Annotated in this window: 14 protein-coding genes; 6 read left to right on the top strand and 8 right to left on the bottom strand. The window is 71.0% G+C overall.

Annotation, left to right across the window (positions count from 1 at the left end):
- Nucleotides 1–12 precede the first annotated feature (12 nt).
- Together ABIA33_RS16935 and ABIA33_RS16930 are read right to left on the bottom strand one after the other, a co-directional pair.
- Entirely contained in the window at nt 13–1,026 is a 1,014-nt protein-coding gene (locus ABIA33_RS16935; RefSeq protein WP_370082275.1) for an aldo/keto reductase, read from the bottom strand.
- Nucleotides 1,023–1,460, bottom strand: coding sequence for a MerR family transcriptional regulator (locus ABIA33_RS16930; RefSeq protein WP_370082273.1), 438 nt, complete (start codon nt 1,458–1,460; stop codon nt 1,023–1,025). The genes ABIA33_RS16935 and ABIA33_RS16930 overlap by 4 nt, the downstream gene beginning before the upstream one ends.
- A 95-nt stretch (nt 1,461–1,555) precedes the next feature.
- On the opposite strand from ABIA33_RS16930, the gene ABIA33_RS16925 reads away from it, so the two are divergent.
- The gene (locus ABIA33_RS16925) at nt 1,556–2,389 is read left to right on the top strand and encodes a serine hydrolase domain-containing protein (protein ID WP_370082270.1); all 834 of its coding nucleotides are present in this window, start codon (nt 1,556–1,558) and stop codon (nt 2,387–2,389) included.
- Nucleotides 2,390–2,452: 63 nt separating this feature from the next.
- Here ABIA33_RS16925 and ABIA33_RS16920 read toward each other — a convergent pair whose 3' ends face one another.
- Nucleotides 2,453–3,199: a pirin family protein gene (locus ABIA33_RS16920; protein WP_370082268.1), complete on the bottom strand. Its 747-nt coding sequence runs from the start codon at nt 3,197–3,199 to the stop codon at nt 2,453–2,455.
- Nucleotides 3,200–3,495: 296 nt separating this feature from the next.
- On the opposite strand from ABIA33_RS16920, the gene ABIA33_RS16915 reads away from it, so the two are divergent.
- The 5 genes from ABIA33_RS16915 (at nt 3,496) to fabF (ending at nt 8,493) form a co-directional block, all read left to right on the top strand.
- Nucleotides 3,496–4,692, top strand: a complete 1,197-nt coding sequence (locus tag ABIA33_RS16915; RefSeq protein WP_370082505.1) for a PucR family transcriptional regulator — start codon at nt 3,496–3,498, stop codon at nt 4,690–4,692.
- 103 nt (nt 4,693–4,795) lie between these two features.
- Entirely contained in the window at nt 4,796–5,743 is a 948-nt protein-coding gene (locus tag ABIA33_RS16910; RefSeq protein ID WP_370082266.1) for an ACP S-malonyltransferase, read from the top strand.
- Complete coding sequence (locus tag ABIA33_RS16905) at nt 5,740–6,768, top strand: beta-ketoacyl-ACP synthase III (protein WP_370082264.1); 1,029 nt, start codon at nt 5,740–5,742, stop codon at nt 6,766–6,768. Before ABIA33_RS16910 ends, ABIA33_RS16905 begins: the two co-directional genes overlap by 4 nt.
- An 88-nt stretch (nt 6,769–6,856) precedes the next feature.
- Nucleotides 6,857–7,105 carry an acyl carrier protein gene (locus ABIA33_RS16900; protein ID WP_370082262.1) on the top strand — a complete coding sequence of 83 codons (249 nt, stop codon included), beginning with the start codon at nt 6,857–6,859 and terminating at the stop codon, nt 7,103–7,105.
- A gap of 122 nt (nt 7,106–7,227) precedes the next feature.
- Nucleotides 7,228–8,493, top strand: coding sequence for a beta-ketoacyl-ACP synthase II (gene fabF / locus ABIA33_RS16895; protein WP_370082260.1), 1,266 nt, complete (start codon nt 7,228–7,230; stop codon nt 8,491–8,493).
- Between the two features lie 81 nt (nt 8,494–8,574).
- On the opposite strand, the gene ABIA33_RS16890 is transcribed toward fabF, so the two are convergent.
- The 5 genes from ABIA33_RS16890 to ABIA33_RS16870 all read right to left on the bottom strand — a co-directional run bounded on the left by ABIA33_RS16890 (nt 8,575) and on the right by ABIA33_RS16870 (nt 18,019).
- A complete protein-coding gene (locus ABIA33_RS16890) occupies nt 8,575–10,476 on the bottom strand; it encodes a protease pro-enzyme activation domain-containing protein (protein ID WP_370082503.1) in 1,902 nt (633 codons plus the stop codon).
- Between the two features lie 605 nt (nt 10,477–11,081).
- A complete protein-coding gene (locus ABIA33_RS16885; RefSeq protein WP_370082258.1) occupies nt 11,082–11,576 on the bottom strand; it encodes a DUF3145 domain-containing protein in 495 nt (164 codons plus the stop codon).
- 350 nt (nt 11,577–11,926) lie between these two features.
- Nucleotides 11,927–15,142: a LamG-like jellyroll fold domain-containing protein gene (locus tag ABIA33_RS16880; RefSeq protein ID WP_370082257.1), complete on the bottom strand. Its 3,216-nt coding sequence runs from the start codon at nt 15,140–15,142 to the stop codon at nt 11,927–11,929.
- A 268-nt stretch (nt 15,143–15,410) separates the two neighbouring features.
- A complete protein-coding gene (locus ABIA33_RS16875; RefSeq protein ID WP_370082255.1) occupies nt 15,411–16,427 on the bottom strand; it encodes an ABC transporter permease in 1,017 nt (338 codons plus the stop codon).
- Entirely contained in the window at nt 16,424–18,019 is a 1,596-nt protein-coding gene (locus ABIA33_RS16870; RefSeq protein WP_370082253.1) for a sugar ABC transporter ATP-binding protein, read from the bottom strand. The genes ABIA33_RS16875 and ABIA33_RS16870 overlap by 4 nt, the downstream gene beginning before the upstream one ends.
- Nucleotide 18,020: the final 1 nt, after the last annotated feature.

Raw genomic sequence — 18,020 nt, 5'->3', positions numbered from 1 at the left:
CTCCCGGCGCGGTTACTCGCGCGCGGCCGAGGTGGAGCTCATGTCCGGGTAGCGGTCGCCGGAGACCTGCGCGGCGATGGGCTCCAGCGCGGTCAGTTCCGTGGCATCCAGGTGCAGGGCCGTGGCGGCGGTGTTCTCCTCCAGGCGCGAGCGCTTGCGGGTGCCCGGGATCGGGACGACCGTCAGGCCGTGCACCTCGGCACGCTGCTGCACCCAGGCGAGGGCGACCTGAGCCGGGGTGAGGCCGCGGGCTGCGGCGATCTTCTGGATCGGGGTGAGCAGCGCCGCGTTGCGTGCGGCGTTGTCGCCGGTGAAGCGCGGCTGGTACTGGCGGAAGTCTCCCGCGCCCAGCTCGCCCGCGTCGGCGAAGGCGCCGGTGAGGAACCCGCGGCCGAGCGGTGAGTAGGGGACGAAGGCCACGCCGAGGTCCGCGGCTGCCCGCACCGCGCTGTGCTCCACGTCGCGGGAGAACAGCGACCACTCCGACTGGAGCGCGGTGATCGGGTGCACCTCGTGGGCCTCCCGCAGCTCCGCGCCGGTCACCTCGGAGAGGCCCAGGTACTTGACCTTGCCCGCCTGGACCAGCTCCGCCATGGCGCCGACGGACTCCGCCAGCGGCACCTCCGGGTTGCGGCGGTGCATGTAGTACAGGTCGATGACGTCCACGCCCAGGCGGCTCAGGCTGGCGTCAACGGCCTGCCGGATATAGGCGGCGTCGTTGCGGACGGCCCGGTAGGTGGGGTCGTCGGCGCGGCGCTCGATGGCGAACTTGGTGGCGAGGACGACCTGGTCCCGGTTGGCCCGGACGAAGGGGCCGATCAGCTTCTCGTTCTCGCCGTTGCCGTAGATGTCGGCGGTGTCGAACAGGGTGACGCCCAGTTCCAGGGCCCGGTCCAGGGTGGCCAGCGCCTCCGCGGTATCGGTCTCACCGTAGAACTCGCTCATGCCCATGCAGCCGAGGCCCTGGACTCCGACGACGGGGCCGTGCGAACCGAGGGGGGTGGTCGGGATGACGTTGCTGCTCATGCGTGCTGCTTCCTCTCCGCATAGAAGTCGATCTTGTAGTCGATGATCAGAAGGGTGGCCTGCAGATCGGTGATCCGCTGCCGCACCTCGTCCCGGTGCCGCTCCAGCAGCTCCTGGCGGGCGGCGGCCGTGTGCTCGCCCTCCCGCCGCAGCTCCGCGTACCGGACCATGTCGGCGACGGACATCGCGGTGAGCCGCAGTTTCCCGAGGAACTCCAGCCAGGCCAGGTCGCGGTCGCTGAAGCGGCGCTGGCCGGAGTGCGAGCGGGCGGGACGCTCCAGCAGCCCGATCCGCTCGTACCAGCGCAGGGTGTGCGCGGTCAGCCCGGTTCGGGCCACGACCTCGCCGATGGTGTAGCGCGGGGTCTCGTCGGGCTGGTCCGGCAGACCCTGCTCGGGCTGCTCGAACTGCTCGGCCGCTGTCGCGAGTGACATCCGCTGCTCCCTTCCGTACGTCTGCCAACGAACCTACAGACTTAGAGTGCACTCCAAGCAACAGCCCTTCGACGGTCCTCGCTAGTCTGGGCGCCATGGACAGCCTGCGGATGATCGACAAGTGGCCCGTGCCGACAGCGGCAGCGGTGGTGGTACGGCGCGACGGCACCCTCGCCGGGTCGCACGGCCCACAGCAGCACTCCTTCCCACTGGCCTCCGTCACCAAGCCGCTCAGCGCGTACGCCGTGCTGGTCGCCGTGGAGGAGGGCGCGCTCGAACTGGACGACCCGGCCGGGCCCGAGGGCTCGACGGTTCGCCACCTGCTCGCCCACACCTCCGGTCTGGCCTTCGACGAGCACCGGCAGATGGCCGCCCCGGGTACCCGCAGGCTCTACTCCAACGCCGGCTTCGACGTGCTCGCCGAGACCGTCGAGAAGGCCACCGGCATCCCCTTCCCGCAGTACGCGGCCGAAGCAGTGTTCCGGCCGCTGGGCATGGCCGACACCAGGCTCGACCCGGCGTCCAAGAGCCCGGCCGGGGCGGGCGGCGTCTCCACCACCGCCGACCTGGCCCGTTTCGCCGCGGAGCTGCAGGCACCGCGGGTGCTGCACGCGTCCACCCTCGCCGAGGCGACGACCGTCGCCTTCCCCGGTCTCGACGGCGTGCTGCCGGGCTTCGGGCACCAGCGCCCGAACGACTGGGGCCTCGGCTTCGACCTGCGCGACCACAAGGCCCCGCACTGGACCGGCCGCACCAGCTCCCCCGCGACCTTCGGCCACTTCGGCCAGACCGGCACCTTCCTCTGGGTCGACCCGGTGGCGGGCGCGGCCTGCGTCGCTCTCACCGACCGCGCCTTCGGCACCTGGGCGGTGGAGCTGTGGCCCGTCCTCACCGACGCCGTCCTCGCGGAGCTGGCCCTGGACCACTGAGCAGCGAGCGCTGAGCCGGCAGCACTGAGCCGACAGCGCCGACCCGGCACCGCTGACGCGCCGTCAGCCGTAGCGCACCGGCGAGTGCATCTCCCACAGCAAAGCCTCGACCCCCTCGGGACCCGCGACCGGATCGACCAGCTCCACCGCCCCGCTCAACCGGACGCTGTCACCGGCTCCCAGCTCGCGCCCGACGCCCCGCGGCCCGGCCGCCGTCCGGTAGCCGAACCCGCCGCCCGCCACATGCAGATACCGGTACGGCGCGGCGGGAAGCGGCGGCAGCGGTGCGTAGGGGTCGAGTCGCAGCAGGTGCAGAGCCGCGTCGGCCCGGCGCAGGTCCGCACCCCCGGCGAGCCGGGTCAGCCCGGTCTCGACGGGCACCTCCCGGAGCCCGTATCCGGGCTCCACCCCGAACTGGTCCGGCTGCAGCCAGAACTGTACGAAGCGCACCGGGCCGTCCGCACCGCCGACGTTGCTCTCCCGGTGCGTCACGCCGCCGCCCGCGCTCAGGTACTGCAGCCGGCCGGGCCGGACGACGGCCGCGTGCCCGTGGTCGTCCCGGTGGGCCAGCGCGCCCTCGACGACCCAGGTCAGGATCTCGGTGTCCCGATGCCGGTGCGGCGCGAACCCCGCACCCGGTGCGAGGGTCTCCTCGTTGCACGCCAGCAGCGCCCCGAAGTGCGTGTTCGTCGGGTCGTAGTGACCCGAGAACGAGAACGCGTGCCGCGTCTCCACACCGGGTTCGGGCGCGGATCGGTACCGCTGGCCGGCGCGGTGCACCGTCACGTCGGGGTCGGGCTGCTCGGACATGGCACGACGCTATCGCGCCCCCGCCAGGCGGGTGGCGGACCGCCTTGCGACCCCGCTGCGACCGCTCCTGTGACCGTTGCCACGCGACAGGAGGGCCCTGCTCGGCGCGCATCCGGCTCCAGGTAGGGCACGCTTGTGCTGTGCCAGCCGCCCCAGCCAAGAAGTCCGCGAAGCAGTCCGCCAAGAAGGCCGCCGCCAAGGCGGTGCCGCCGGCAGCAGCCGTGCCGCCCGCCGACAGTGGCGGCACCGGCGGCGAGGAAGAGCCCGTACGCCGCGGTTCGCCGCGCGGGACGGCGATAGAGCGCCGGGTCGCCGCCGAGCGGGCCGAGCGGCACGCCGCGACGCTGAAGCGGCTCGAGCGCGCCTCCGGGAAGCTGTCCACCGCGGCCATCGCCCGCATGGACGAGCAGCTGTCCTGGTACCGCAACATGCCGCCGGAGCACCGCTCCTGGATCGGCCTGGTCGCGCAGGCGGGTATCGCCGCGTTCACCGAGTGGTTCCGCCACCCGGAAGCCCCGCAGGCGATCACCACCGACGTGTTCGGCACCGCTCCACGCGAGCTGACCCGGGCGGTGACGCTGCGCCAGACCGTGGAGATGATCCGCACCACCATCGAGGTCGTCGAGGAGGCCATCGACGAGGTCGCCTCCCCCGGCGGCGAGGACGGGCTGCGCGAGGCCGTGCTCGTCTACGCCCGCGAGCTCGCCTTCGCCACCGCGCAGGTGTACGCGCAGGCGGCCGAGGCGCGCGGTGCGTGGGACGCCCGGCTGGAGGCCCTGGTCGTCAACTCGTTGCTGTCCGGTGACGCCGACGAGGGTGTGCTGTCGCGGGCGGCCGCACTCGGCTGGGGCTCCCCCGATCGAGTGATGGTGGTGATGGGCAGCGCGCCGTCGGGAGACAGCGAGCTGGTGGTCGAGGCGATCCGGCGGGCCGCCCGGCACGCCAAGCTGCACGTGCTGACCGGGGTGCTGGGGGCACGCCTGGTCGTCGTGGTGGGCGACGGCGGCAAGAACCCGGACCGGCTCTGGGACCCGGTCCCGGCAGCCCGCGCCCTGATCGGCCAGTTCGCCGCGGGTCCGGTCGTGATCGGTCCGACCGTGGGCGACCTGCTCTCGGCGACGCAGTCCGCACAGGCCGCCGCCGCCGGGCTGCGCGCGTGCGCGGCCTGGCCCGACGCACCGCGCCCGGTCCTCGCGGACGACCTGCTGCCGGAGCGTGCCCTGGCCGGCGACCAGGCCGCACGCAGCCAGCTGGTGGAGGAGATCTACACGCCGCTGGACGAGGCGGGGTCGGCGCTGCTCGACACGCTGTCCGTCTACCTGGAGCAGGCGTCCTCGCTGGAGGGCGCGGCACGGATGCTCTTCGTCCACCCCAACACCGTGCGCTACCGCCTGAGGCGTGTGACTGATGTCACCGGGTATGCGCCCAGCGACGTCCGTTCCGCGTTCACGCTCCGCATCGCCCTGGCGCTGGGACGACTTCAAGCGGGGTGACCTGCGCAAATGTCCTACTGTAGGGAACCCACAACTGCGGGTGCGGTTCTTCGTCGCCGTCCCCACCCGCGTCCGGTGGGCTCGGCGAGAGAAGGTTGGTTTCGTGCTCGTACTCGTTGCTCCCGGACAGGGCGCCCAGACGCCAGGATTCCTCGCCCCGTGGCTTGAGGTCGACGGTGTGGCCGACAGGCTGCACTGGTGGTCCGCCGTGGCCGGGCTCGACCTGGTGCACTACGGCACCGAAGCGGACGCGGACGCGATCAAGGACACCGCCGTCGCCCAGCCGCTGCTGGTGGCCGCCGGCATGGCCGCCGCCGGAGCCCTGCACGCGCACCCCTCCCAGCAGCGCCACCGCGTCGGCGCGGTGGCCGGGCACAGCGTCGGCGAGATCACCGCCGCGGCGTTCGCCGGGGTGCTCCACCCCGAGCAGGCGATGGCGTTCGTCCGGCAGCGCGGCCTGGCCATGGCCGGTGCCGCGGCCGAGACCGCGACCGGGATGTGCGCCGTCCTCGGCGGCGACCCGGACGAGGTCGCGGCGAAGCTCGCCGAGTACGGGCTGACGGCTGCGAACAACAACGGCGGCGGCCAGATCGTCGCCGCGGGCACGCTGGAGCAGTTGGAAGCGTTCCGGGCCGACGGTCCGGCCAAGGCCCGGCTGATCCCGCTCTCCGTCGCGGGCGCCTTCCACACCCGGCACATGGCCCCTGGCGTGGAGCGCCTCGCTCGGATCGCCCCCGGCATCTCCGTGTGCGACCCGCAGATCGCCTACGTCTCCAACGCCGACGGGAAGACCCTGGACGGCGGCGCCGAAGTGCTTTCCCGCCTGGTGTCGCAGGTCTCCAACCCGGTTCGTTGGGACCTCTGCATGGAGGCGCTGGAGCGCCTCGGCGCGACCTGCGTGATCGAGGTCCCACCTGCTGGGACGCTGACCAACCTGGTTAAGCGCAACCTCAAGGGGGTGGCTACGCTCGCCCTGAAGACTCCGGACGACCTCGACAGGGCCCGCGAGTTGATCGCCGAGCACGCCGCACCCGAGGGGGACGACGCATGACCGTACAGATCAAGCCGAGCACCGGCGCCGCGTACGCGCGGATCATGGGCGTGGGCGGCTATCGTCCGGTCCGGGTGATCCCCAACGCCGAGGTGCTGAACTGGATCGACTCCTCCGACGAGTGGATCAGGACCCGCAGCGGCATCACCGAGCGCCGCTGGGCCGGGCCCGAGGAGACCGTCGCGGAGATGTCCGTGCAGGCCGCCAGCAAGGCCATCGCCCAGGCCGGCATCGCGCCCGACCAGGTCGGCGCCGTGGTCGTGGCGACCGTGTCGCACCTCAAGCAGACCCCCGCCATCGCCACCGAGATCGCCGAGCGCCTCGGTTGCGGCACCGCGCCCGCCTTCGACATCTCGGCCGCCTGCGCCGGCTTCGGCTACGGCCTCAGCCTGGCCGACGGCATGGTGCGCAGCGGCAGCGCCGAGTACGTCGTGGTGATCGGCGTCGAGCGGCTGTCCGACCTCACCGATGTGACGGACCGTTCGACGGCGTTCATCTTCGGCGACGGCGCGGGCGCGGCCGTGGTCGGCCCCTCCGAGACCCCCGGCATCGGCAAGATCATCTGGGGCTCGGACGGTTCGCAGAAGGACGTCATCAGCCAGACCCAGGCGTGGGACACCGCCTTCGCCAAGCCGGACGCCGTCAACGGCACCGGTGACGAGGTGAAGTGGCCCGCGCTGCGAATGGAAGGTCAGGCGGTCTTCCGCTGGGCGGTCTGGGACATGGCGAAGGCCGCGCAGCGGGCCCTGGACGCCGCCGGCATCACCGCCGACCAACTCGGCGCGTTCATCCCGCACCAGGCCAACATGCGGATCATCGATGCCATGATCAAGGCACTGAAGCTTCCCGAGAGCGTTCCGGTCGCCCGCGACATCGCGGAGACCGGCAACACCTCGGCTGCCTCCATCCCGCTGGCCATGGAGCGGATGCTCCAGACCGGTGAGGCGAAGAGCGGCGACCTGGCCCTGATCATCGGGTTCGGGGCGGGTCTCGTGTATGCCGCAGCAGTCGTTACTCTCCCGTAGTAGTCCCTCACCAGAGACGACCGAGGACCGCATCCCGGCGGGCTTCGGACAGAGCACCACACGAACACAACACGAACGGAGTGCCGAAATGGCCACCCAGGACAAGGCCGAGGTCCTTAGCGGACTCGCTGAGATCGTCAACGAGATCGCCGGTATCCCCGCCGAGGACGTCGAGCTGGACAAGTCGTTCACCGACGACCTGGACGTCGACTCGCTGTCCATGGTCGAGGTCGTCGTCGCCGCCGAGGAGCGCTTCAGCGTCAAGATCCCGGACGACGAGGTCAAGAACCTGAAGACCGTCGGCGACGCCGTCGACTTCATCATCGCCAACAGCTGATCAGCACCCACAGCTGAGCCCAGTCGCTCAGTCGGGGTCGTCCCCCGGCCCGTGCCGGGGGGCGGCCCACCGCACCAGCCAGCCACCCAGATCAAGTAGACGTAGACGTGGGAGACATTGCAGTGACCAACGACAACCGCACCGTGGTCGTCACAGGGATCGGCGCTTTCACGCCGCTCGGCGGCGACGCCGCGTCCACCTGGGAGGGCCTGGTCAACGGGCGTTCCGGAGTCAGGCTCCTGACCGAGGAGTGGGCTGCGGACATCCCCGTCCGGATCGCCGCCCGCAGCGCGGTGGACCCGGGCGAGATCATCCCCAAGCACCAGGCCCGCAAGCTGGACCGTTCGGCGCAGTTCGCGCTGATCGCGGCCCGCGAGGCGTGGGCCGACGCAGGCTTCCCGGTCACCGCGACCGACCCCGCGTCGACGATCGACCCCGACCGCCTGGGCGCCGTCATCGCCTCCGGCATCGGCGGCGTGACCACCCTGCTCGACCAGTACGACGTGCTGAAGGAGAAGGGCGTCCGCAGCGTCTCCCCGCACACTGTGCCGATGCTGATGCCGAACAGCCCGGCCGCCAATGTCGGCCTGGAGATCGGCGCCCGCGCCGGCGTGCACACTCCGGTCAGCGCCTGCGCCTCGGGCGCCGAGGCCATCGGCTACGCCATCGAGATGATCCGCACCGGCCGGGCCGACGTCGTGGTCGCCGGCGGCACCGAGGCGGCCATCCACCCGCTGCCCATCGTCGCCTTCTCCAACATGATGGCGATGTCCAAGAACAACGAGCACCCCGAGGCGGCCTCGCGCCCCTACGACAAGGCCCGTGACGGCTTTGTCCTCGGCGAGGGCGCGGGCGTGATCGTGCTGGAGTCCGCCGAGCACGCCGCCGCGCGCGGCGCCCGGGTGTACTGCGAGGCCGTCGGCCAGGGACTGTCCTCGGACGCCCACCACATCGCGCAGCCGGAGCCGACCGGCGCGGGCATCGCCCGTGCGCTCGCGCACCTCTTCGAGTCGACCGGCCTGGACAAGGCGGAGGTCGTGCACCTCAACGCGCACGCCACCTCCACCCCGCAGGGCGACGTCGCCGAAATCAAGGCACTGCGCAAGCAGCTCGGTGACCATGTCGACCACATCGCGGTCTCCGCGACCAAGTCCATGACCGGTCACCTGCTCGGCGGCGCGGGCGGCATCGAGACCGTCGCCACCGTCCTCGCCCTGCACCACCGGACCGCGCCGCCCACGATCAACGTGGACGACCTGGACCCGGAGGCCGACGCCGACATCGTCACCGGCGAGGCCCGCAAGCTGCCCGAGGGCCCGATCGCGGCCCTGAACAACTCCTTCGGCTTCGGCGGCCACAACGTGGTGCTGGCCTTCCGCCGCGACTGACCTGCGGTCGGCGCAGCAACGAACAGCGGGGCCCGGCGGATACCTCCGCCAGGCCCCGCTGTTCGTTGTGGTGAGGGATCGTCAGCCGTTGATGAACGACTTCAGGTACGCCTCGGTGGGCGAGCCGACGCCGGTGGCGTTGTCGTAGCCCTTGGTCGCGGTCAGGCCGTAGTCCTGGCCGAAGGCGATCAGGCGGACCCGGAGGCTGCCCGCGATGATGCCGAAGTCGGCGACCGCGTTCAGCGGCGGCTGACCCTTGACGGACGCCTGGTTGACGACGTCACGGAACGACTTGCTGCCGGCGCGCTCGTAGATCGCCGGGTTGGCGAAGCCGATCGGACGGCCGTGCCGGGCCTGGATGGCGTCGGCCTGCATGGCGGAGAACTCCGGCGCCGAGACGCTGGTGCCGCCGTAGCCGCCCTCGCTGTAGGGGCTGCCGTCGGACATGCCGACCAGGACCGAGGTGTAGAGGTCGCCGTTCATGGCGACGTCCGGGGTGACCCGCTGCGCGGTCTTGCTGGGAGCACCGGTCATCAGGGTGTGCGACAGCGCGCTGGGCACGACCGTGCCCTGGTACCACGGCTGGGCGAAGTCCTCGCTGGTGCCGCCACCGCCGCCGAAGTAGAAGTGACCCGGCAGGGGAGTCCAGCCCTTCTGGTCCGGCGTCAGCGAGGAACGCAGGGTGCCCATGTCGGTCTCGAAGCCGTAGTCACCCTTCTTGTCCTTGGTGCCGAGCGCGGTGCCGCCGACGTCGGTGACCCACGGGTCGGAACCGGGGAATCCGTCCTGCGCCCGAGTGGTGGTGGAGTCGCAGTTGACGCCGGTCGCCGCCGCACCGGGCGAGTTGTCGCCGCAGTCGCCCGAGGAGAAGTCGAACCCGATGCCCTCGATCGCACCCTGCTGGAAGATCTGCTCGTACGCCGCGATCAGCGCCGGGGGCTCGTCACCGTTGGTGGTGTGCATCAGGCCGTCCCAGGAGTTGGAGACGACGTCCGCGAGGTGCTGGTCCACGATGTTGGCCAGGGCGGCCGACAGGTCGTTGTCGTTGCAGGAGTTGGCGCCGACGTAGACGACGTTGGCGTCGGGGGCGAGCCCGTGCACCATCTCGACGTCCAGCGCCTCCTCACCCGCCCAGCCCGCGGGACCGCCGCAGGCGGCCTGGCTGTTCCACTGGGCCGGGGTCACCAGTTCGGTGTACTGGCCCTTGCGGAAGGCCTTGTCACCGTGGTTCGTCGAGAACTGGTTGGCGTCGGCCTGCATGGTGGTGGAGCCGTAGGCGTCGACGATCGCGACCGTCACACCCTTGCCGCTCAGGCCGGAGGCGGTGATGCCGTAGGCCTGGCGCAGCTGCGAGGGCTGGAAGGAGCACTCGTCGAAGGTGGTCTTGTCGGTGTACCCGCGAGGGGCGCCGGTGACCTTCTTCTGGCCCCAGTAGTCGGAGCAGGTCGCCACGGTCGGCAGGCCCTTGCCGGGCGTGACGCCGTCGCCCTTTGCGGCGGTGGTGACCGGGATCGACTGCGGCCTGACCGTGGGCGTGGTGGAGCTGAGGCCGGTGACGCCCAGGACCGCCGAGGCGACGGAGGCCGGGATGACCACGTTGCCGGCCGGAGCGTGGGCGCTCTTGCCCTTCACCTTGTACGTGTGCAGCGCGGCGCCGAAGGCCCGCTTGATCGCCGCGGCGTCGCCGCTGACGGTGATCGCGTGCTCGCTGGTGCTGCCGACGGTGAGGCCGGCGCCGGTGAGCCAGGCCCGCACGGCCTGGATCTGCGCCGGGGTTGCCAGGAACCGGGCCTTGGCCTGGGCGGCCGTCAGGAACTTGCCGTACGCGGCGTTGCCGGGGGTGGCCACCGCCTTGGCGTAGGCGGCGAGTGCGGCCGGGTTCTGGCCGCTGAGGTAGACCGTCGCAGTGGTGACCGTGCTTGCGGCGACCGCGCCCTGGTCGGCTGACGCCGTGGCCCAGGCGGGACGGGCGTCGGTAAGGATCTTGGCCTGGGGTGCGACCGGGGCGGCCTGGGACGGCGCGGCGAGTGCCAGCGTGCCGGAGGCCAGCGCGAGCGAGGCGAGGGTAGCGGTTGCTATCCGGGCACGCCGTCCGTGTGAGGACTGGTTAGCGGTAATGACGACTCCAGGAGTGATGGTCCGTCAGGACTGGGGGCGTCGTTCGACCCGCGTGAACGCTCGTTCGGATCGCCCCCCAGTGATGTGTACACGGGGTAAGAATTGCGGCGCAAGAGTTTGGAGTGAACTGATTGCGCACCTGTCACCACTGCCAGTGGATGCAACACGGGATTTACCCTGGCGTGATCTGATCGTCCGACAGATCGGCCTCCTATGCCGATAATCGGATAATTGCGGGTCAGTGGAGGTGTGGGCGACTCGAAAGGGGTGCCCGTCGGGGCCGGCGGCGGTTCCCATGATGTGGATATACCCGGACATCTGACCCGCACTGCGATCCCGTGGATCGCGGCCCCCGCGCACGGCGCGAAACAGTGTGAAAGCGCCCCGACCCGGACGGATTCGGACGGCTGGTGACGGCTTCCGACGGCTGCAGCGACCGGAGCGAGCTTCGGACGGCCCTCGGACGACCCTCAGACGACCTGGTGCAGCCAGCGCACGGGGGCTCCTTCACCCGCGTGACGGAAGGGTTCGAGCTCGTCGTCCCAGGGCTTGCCCAGTAGTCGGGAGACCTCGGCCTCCAGATCGCCCTCGCCCATCCGGGCGCGCAGCAGCGCGGCGCGAAGCCGGTCCTCGGGGATCAGGATGTCCCCGTGCATTCCGGTCATGGCATGGAAGATGCCCAGGTCAGGTGTACTGCTGTAGCGCTCGCCCTCGACGCCCGCGCAGGGCTCGGCGGTCACCTCGAAGCGCAGCAGCTGCCAGCCGCGCAGCGCGGAGGCAAGGCGGGAGGCGGTACCGGGCTCCCCCTGCCAGGAGAACTCGGCACGCCAGGTGCCGGGCGAGACGGGCTGGCGGATCCAGTCGAGGCTGACCCGCACGCCGAGCACGCCGGCCGCGGCCCACTCCACATGCGGGCAGAGCGCGCGCGGCGCGGAGTGCAGGTAGAGAACTCCACGAGTCGTCACCAGGACCTCCAGTGTGGTGCGAGGGGCGCCTTCCCCAGCGGCCTCGTTGCCACGTCTGCATGCTCCTGATGTCAGCACGTCACAGCGGAATGACTACCCGACATGACTTTCTGTAAACACTACGCAGCCAAAAGACTAAACAAAACGGACAGAAACTCACTCACCGTGGCCGGAGTCAGCCCGACTTGAGTCAATCCGACGAGAGTTGACGCACGCATCGGAAAGCTGAGGAAACGGTACCGCGCGCCAGCCCCCCGTGGGTGACGGTCCCTCGGAACCACCCGAAAGCACGCGCATCCCACCCCTGACGAGTGGAATGCGCGTGCTCATCGGTCGATCAGTTCATCGCTCTAACCGATCGTCAACACCGTGACGGAGTAGGCGGGGAAGGTCCGCGTGAAGGTCGCCGCCAGACCGGTGACCGGACTGGTGACCGGCACGACGTTGGCCGGATCGCTGATGGTGTTGGTATCGGTCGGATGGGCCGAACTGAGCACCGTCTGCGTCCCGCTGGAGCGAACCGTCCCGGCGCCGGACAGGTTCACCGTGACCGGTTGCGCGCTGCCGCCCGGGTTGACCACGGTGACGTAGATCCGCCCGTTGGCCGAGTTCCTGGTGACCACGGTGTTGAGACCGCCGACTCCCGCGTAGGAGGCCGTGAGCACCTGGTCTCCGTGCTGCTGGGCCAGCATCGACTGCGCGTAGTAACTCGGCGAGCCGTAGCTGGTCAGGGCGTCGAAGCCGATCAGGTTGGTGTTCCACTGCACGCTGTTGACGTTGGCGAGCAGCGGCGCGTACGCCTCCTGGGTGATCACGTCGGAGTTGCGTTCCAGGCCGGTGAGCCAGGAGGCGTCGCCGAGGGCGGCGTTGAGGTCGGGCGTCGGCCGGCCCTCCTGCGAGGCCCACTCCCCCACCATGATCTTCGGACCGCTGCGGGAGGCCGAGTCGAACAGGTTGGCGTGCGCGTTCATCCAGGCCGGGGACTGGTAGTAGTGCTGGTCCACCACGTCGGGGGTGCGGGCGGTGACGCCGGTGGTGGCGATCACCTTGATCGATGGGTACGCCTTCTTGATCGCGTCGTAGAACTGGGCGAAGCGCCCGTTGTTGCCGTCGTAGCTGCCGGAGCCGTCGAAGAAGTCCTCGTTGCCGACCTCCACGTAGCCGACCGTGAACGGCTTGGGATGCCCGTCGGCCGCACGCTTGGCGCCCCACACCGTGCTGGTCGATCCGGTGGCGTACTGGATCTCGTCCAGGGCGTCCTGGACGTAGGGGCCCAGCTGGTCGAGGGCGACATGACTGCCGTTCAGGTTGTAGCCCGCGTACACCGCGAGCAGCGGCTGGGCGCCCAGGCTCTCGGCCCACTCCAGGTACTCCAGCAGGCCCATGCCGTCGGTGGACCAGTAGCCCCAGGCGTCGTCCTGGTGGCCGGGACGGGTCCAGACCGGGCCGATGGTGGTCTTCCAGTCGAAACGGGTGGCCAGGGTGTTGCCCTCCAGGTAGTTCCCGCCGGGCTCGCGGATGAACGAGGGCTTGAGACCGGCCAGCTTGGTCATCAGGTCGGTGCGCAGCCCGTTCTTGACGTTCTTGTAGGTCGGCGGGAAGAGCGAGACGTTGTCCAGCCACAGGGTGGCCCCGCTGCCGGACTTCGCCGAGATGACGAAGCGGGCGGCGGCGGTGGTGGGGGCGCTGCTTCCGGTCCTGAGCGTGAGCGTGTGCTGCTTCCAGGCCGTCCCGAGGCCGGTGACCGTGCCCTTGGCGTAGACGGTGCCGTCGGCGCCCTCGACGTCGACCGTCAACGGGCCGGTGAAGCCCTTGGTCGCCTTGGCGAAGAAGCTCGCGGTGTAGCTGCGGTTCGCGCCGACCGGGATGCCCCAGAAGCCGGAGTTGGCGACCCCGGCCCGGCTGGACCTGGTGGCCGTGGTCAGGGACACCGCCAGCGAGCGGGTGAGTGCGGTGTTCAACGGGTTGGCGCTGTCGAGCGCGATGGCGGAGGCGCCCACCGGCGACCAGTCCACCGGGCTGCTCGCACTGGCCATCATCGAGCGGTTCTGGATCAGCTCGGGGTACAGGCCGCCCTCCCCCGAGTGGTTGATGTCCTCGGTCATGACGCCGAAGAAGGTGGAGGGGAGGGTGTGGGCGGGGGTGGCCGCGTCCACCGAGAGCACGCCGCCGGCCGTACCGACGACGCCCTGCACCTCGTCGGCGCTCAACGCGTGGTCAAACACCTGGACGTCGTCCACGCCGCCGCCGAAGAAGTCGGCGGGAGCGCTGTTGTAGCGGCCGCGGCCGATCGCCGTGTCACCGGTGGCCTGCCAGTTGCCGGTGTAGGGCGCGGAGCCCTGGAGCACCCCGTTGACGTACAGCGACAGCCTGCCTGCGGCGACGTCGTCCACGCCGACCAGGTGGTACCACTGCCCGGCGGTGGGCGCGGCCGTCGCCGGGACGGTGGAGACCGCCGCCGCGACGGAGTCGGCGGCCAGCCTGGTGAAGGCGAACCTGCCGGTGTCCCCGCGCAGTTGCAGGTAGTAGCCGCTGACGTTGGCGCCGTCGACGCTGACCGCGGTCTGGAAGCCGCTGACCGCCGTCGGCTTCACCCAGGCGGCGACGGAGAAGGAGTGGCTGGTGTCGACGACCGGGCCGGTGGCGAGGGCGGTGCCGTTCGCGGTGCCGTCCAGGGTCAGCGCGTGCGCGCCGATCCGGCCGGGGGTGGCCCAGGTCGCGCCGCTGCCGAGGGCGGCGGTGTGGCCGTTGCCGGTGGCGTCGGCGGCCGTGGCGCCGCTGCCCTCGTCCAGGGCCCAGTGGGCGGAGGTGTTGATCGCCTGGGCCTGAGCACCTGTCAGTGCCCCCTGGTAGACCTGGACATCGTCGACGGACCCGTTGACGAAGTCCACCGGGTTGCCGCCGAACAACCCGCGGCCGATCAGGGTGTGCCCGGTGGCCTTCCAGCCGCCGCCGGTGTACGCGGCGTCGGTCTGCGGCTGGCCGTCGACGTAGAGGTGCAGCTTGCCGGTGCTCTCGTCGTCCACGCCGACAAGGTGGTACCAGGTGCCGGTGACGGGCGCGGCGCCGGCGGTGGCGATCGCCGAGGTGGCCGCGCCGGTGCTGTCCGAGGAGAGCCGGGTGAAGGCGAACTCGCCGGTGTCTCCGCGTAGTTGCAGGAAGAATCCACTGACGTTGGCACCGTCGATGCTGACCGCGGTCTGGTATCCCGAGGTGGAGTTGAGTTTCACCCAGGCCGAGACGCTGAAGCTCTGCGAGGTGTCCACGACTGGCCCGGGGACGTCGACGTTGCCGCTCGACGTGCCGTTCAGGGTGAGCGCGTGGGCGCCCACCTGGCCGGCGGTCCAGCTCGCTCCCGCGCCGACGGTGCCGGTGTGCCCGATGCCCGACGAGTCGGCCGCGCTGCTGCCGCTGCCCTCGTCGAGAGCCCAGTGACCGGCCAGGGTCGGCGCGGCGGCGGCCGGTGTCGCGGTGGCCAGGGTGGTGAGGCCACCGGCGAGCAGGGCCGCCGAGGCGGCGAGGGCGGCGGAGAGCCGCCGGCCCCGGCTCCAGAATGATCTATACATGACACCTCTCAGCTGACGTTGTGTCCCGAACAGTCACGGTGCTGTGGTGCTGGTGCTGTGGCGCTGTGCTGGGGCGCAGCTGTTGTGCGTCGTGCTGATGTCGTCCGCCGCGCCGCCTGGGAGGGTGCTGAAGATCCAGGCCGGATCGGGGAGCGGCGCAGGGCGACGCGAGCCCGGCCTGGATCTTCAGGACCCTCCCAGGGGGAGTCGTCGCCGGGCAGGCGCGGTCAGGGCGGTGAGCCCTGCCCGGCGACGCGTCCCCCCTGGGTCACCTGCGGCGCGCGAGCCTCCGCGCCCGCAGGCGGTCTGCGGTGATCGCGATGCCGAGCACCGCGCCCAGCACGATCTGGGTGTAGTCGGAGTTGATCTGAAGGGTGGTCAGTCCGTTGTTGATGAGCTCCAGCAGCACCGCGCCCGCGACGATGCCGAGGATCCGTCCCTGCCCGCCCATCAGGCTCACCCCGCCGATGACGGCCGCGGCAATCGCCGACAGCTCCCAGCCGACGCCCACGCCGCTCGCGGAACCCACGCCCATCCGGCCGAGCACCAGGATCCCGCCGAGCCCGGAGAGCAGCGAACTGGTGACGTACATCGCCACCACCCGCCGGTTGCCCCGGATGCCGGCCAGCCGGGCCGCCTCGCTGTTGCCGCCCACCGCATACACCTGACGGCCCTGGTAGGTCCGTTCCAGGAAGAACCAGGCGCCGACCGCGACCACCGCGAACAGCACGAGCGGCACCGGTATCTGGGCGAGGTAGCTCTGCCCCAGGTCGCCGAAGAAGCCGGAGATCCCCGGGATCGACGTGCCGGAGGTGATGGCCAGCGTCACGCCCTGCGCGACCGTGTAGGTCACCAGAGTCGTCACGAAGGGCGGCATCTTCAGCCGGGTCACGGCCAGGCCGTGGATCAGGCCCACGGTGCCGGTGATCGCCAGCGTGAACAGGATCGCCACCCCGGCCGGCAGTCCGGCCTTGACGTTGAACCAGGACGCCAGGATCACGCTGGTGCCCAGCAGGGCGCCCACCGACAGGTCGATGCCGCCGGTCAGGATCACCAGTGACTCACCGATCGCGATCAGCCCGTACTGGGCCAGGTCGAAACCCATCCCCTGCAGGTTGACCGCACTGGCGAAGGTCGACTTGTCCAGCGCCAGAGCGACGAAGACCACCACGCAGGCCACGACCACGCCTACCTCGGGCGTCTCGACCAGTCGCCGCAGCAGGGTGGATCCCTGCCTACCGCTCTCTTGCTCCTCCGCCTTCGCCGGAACGGTGTCGGTGGTCATGCGATCGCCTCCTTCGGCGTTTCCGTCTGTGCTCGGTTCGGTGTCCCGACCTGTGTCCCGGCTGCGGCGGTCATGATCAGCTCCTTGCTGAACCGCTCCCTCGGGATGTCCGCGACCACCCGCCCGTGCGCCATCACCACGATCCGATGGCAGATCCACAGCAGCTCCTCCAGCTCCGAGGAGGCCGCGATCACCGCGAGACCCTCCTTCGCGGCCTCGTCGATCAGGCCGTAGATCTCCGCCTTCGCGCCCACGTCCACGCCGCGGGTCGGCTCGTCGAGCAGCAGCAGTCCCGGCTTGGTCGCCAGCCACCGGCCGAAGACGACCTTCTGCTGGTTGCCGCCGGACAGGTCGCCCACCGGCTGCTCGGGGGTGTGCAGCCGCACCCCCAGCTCCTTCACCAGCCGCCCCGCGTGCTCCCGGTCCGCCTTCGGGGTGAGCACGCCGCGGCGGCTGATCCGGCGCAGCGTGGCCAGCGTGATGTTCCAGCGCACCGATGCGCCCAGGATCAGCGACTGCTCCTTGCGGTCCTCGGGCACCAGCCCCACCCCGGCCTCCACCGCCTCGGCGGGATGGCGCGGGTGGAAGTCCGCACCCTGGTAGGTGACCGTGCCGCCGGTGCGGGGCTGGGCTCCCATGATGGTGTGCAGCAGGCGGCTGCGCCCCGAGCCCATCAGCCCGGCAACGCCGAGGATCTCCCCGGCCCGCACCTCCAGTTCCACCGGGCCCAGACCGTCCGCCGTCAGGCCGCTCACCCGGAGCACGACCTGCTGCTCCACCGACGGCGGCGGGCTGACGTCGGCACGGGCCAGCTCGCTGCCGACCATCTCCCGGATCAGCCGCTCCTCGCTGGCCTGCTCCGGCGTCAGGTCCGCGACCAGCCGGCCGCCGCGCAGCACGATCACCCGGTCGGCCAGCGACCGCACCTCGTCGAGACGGTGTCCGATGAACAGCACCGCTCCTCCGGCCTCGGCATGGCGCCGGGCCAGGGCCAGGACCCGGTCCGCCTCCACCGGGCCGAGGGACGAGGTCGGCTCGTCCAGGATCAGCACCAGCGGGTGGTGACCCCAGGCCTTGGCGATCTCGATCATCTGCCGGACGGGCACCGGCAGGCGCTCCACCGGACGGTCGACGTCGACCTGCTCCACGCCGACGTCCGCGAGCAGCGCCTGCGCCTCCCGGCGGGTACCGGCCCGGTCGAACAGCCAGTGTCCGAACCGGCGGCCGGCGTTGCTCTCGGGGTGCCGGCCCAGCAGCAGGTTCTCGGCCACGCTCAGCTGTCCCACCAGCGGGAACTCCTGCGCGACCAGGCTCACGCCGAGGGCCTGCGCGTGGTCGGGCCGACCACCGTGCAGTTCCTCGCCGTCGATGAGGATGGTGCCGGTGGTGGCGGTGACGGTGCCGGAGAGAACTCCCATCAGGGTGGACTTCCCGGCACCGTTCTCACCTACCACGCCGACGATCTGACCGCGCCTCAACTCCAGTTCCGGAATGTCCAGAACCTTGACCGGTCCGTAGCTCTTGCTCACTCCGCTCAGCGACACGGCGATGTCCGCCACCGCGCCGGGGGAGGTCGTCTCCGTGGCGCTCATG

Origin of the sequence: Streptacidiphilus sp. MAP12-16 (assembly GCF_041262165.1) — a bacterium.
Taxonomy (GTDB): domain Bacteria; phylum Actinomycetota; class Actinomycetes; order Streptomycetales; family Streptomycetaceae; genus Streptacidiphilus.
This window is presented reverse-complemented; position numbering and strand designations above follow the sequence as displayed.

Excerpts from the sequence above, each read along its gene's own strand:
- ABIA33_RS16935 (WP_370082275.1), bottom strand. The coding sequence starts at position 1,026 with ATGAGCAGCAACGTCATCCCGACCACCCCCCTCGGTTCGCACGGCCCC.
- ABIA33_RS16930 (WP_370082273.1), bottom strand. The coding sequence starts at position 1,460 with ATGTCACTCGCGACAGCGGCCGAGCAGTTCGAGCAGCCCGAGCAGGGT.
- ABIA33_RS16925 (WP_370082270.1), top strand. The coding sequence starts at position 1,556 with ATGGACAGCCTGCGGATGATCGACAAGTGGCCCGTGCCGACAGCGGCA.
- ABIA33_RS16920 (WP_370082268.1), bottom strand. The coding sequence starts at position 3,199 with ATGTCCGAGCAGCCCGACCCCGACGTGACGGTGCACCGCGCCGGCCAG.
- ABIA33_RS16905 (WP_370082264.1), top strand. The coding sequence starts at position 5,740 with ATGACCGTACAGATCAAGCCGAGCACCGGCGCCGCGTACGCGCGGATC.
- ABIA33_RS16900 (WP_370082262.1), top strand. The coding sequence starts at position 6,857 with ATGGCCACCCAGGACAAGGCCGAGGTCCTTAGCGGACTCGCTGAGATC.
- ABIA33_RS16880 (WP_370082257.1), bottom strand. The coding sequence starts at position 15,142 with ATGTATAGATCATTCTGGAGCCGGGGCCGGCGGCTCTCCGCCGCCCTC.
- ABIA33_RS16875 (WP_370082255.1), bottom strand. The coding sequence starts at position 16,427 with ATGACCACCGACACCGTTCCGGCGAAGGCGGAGGAGCAAGAGAGCGGT.
- ABIA33_RS16870 (WP_370082253.1), bottom strand. The coding sequence starts at position 18,019 with ATGAGCGCCACGGAGACGACCTCCCCCGGCGCGGTGGCGGACATCGCC.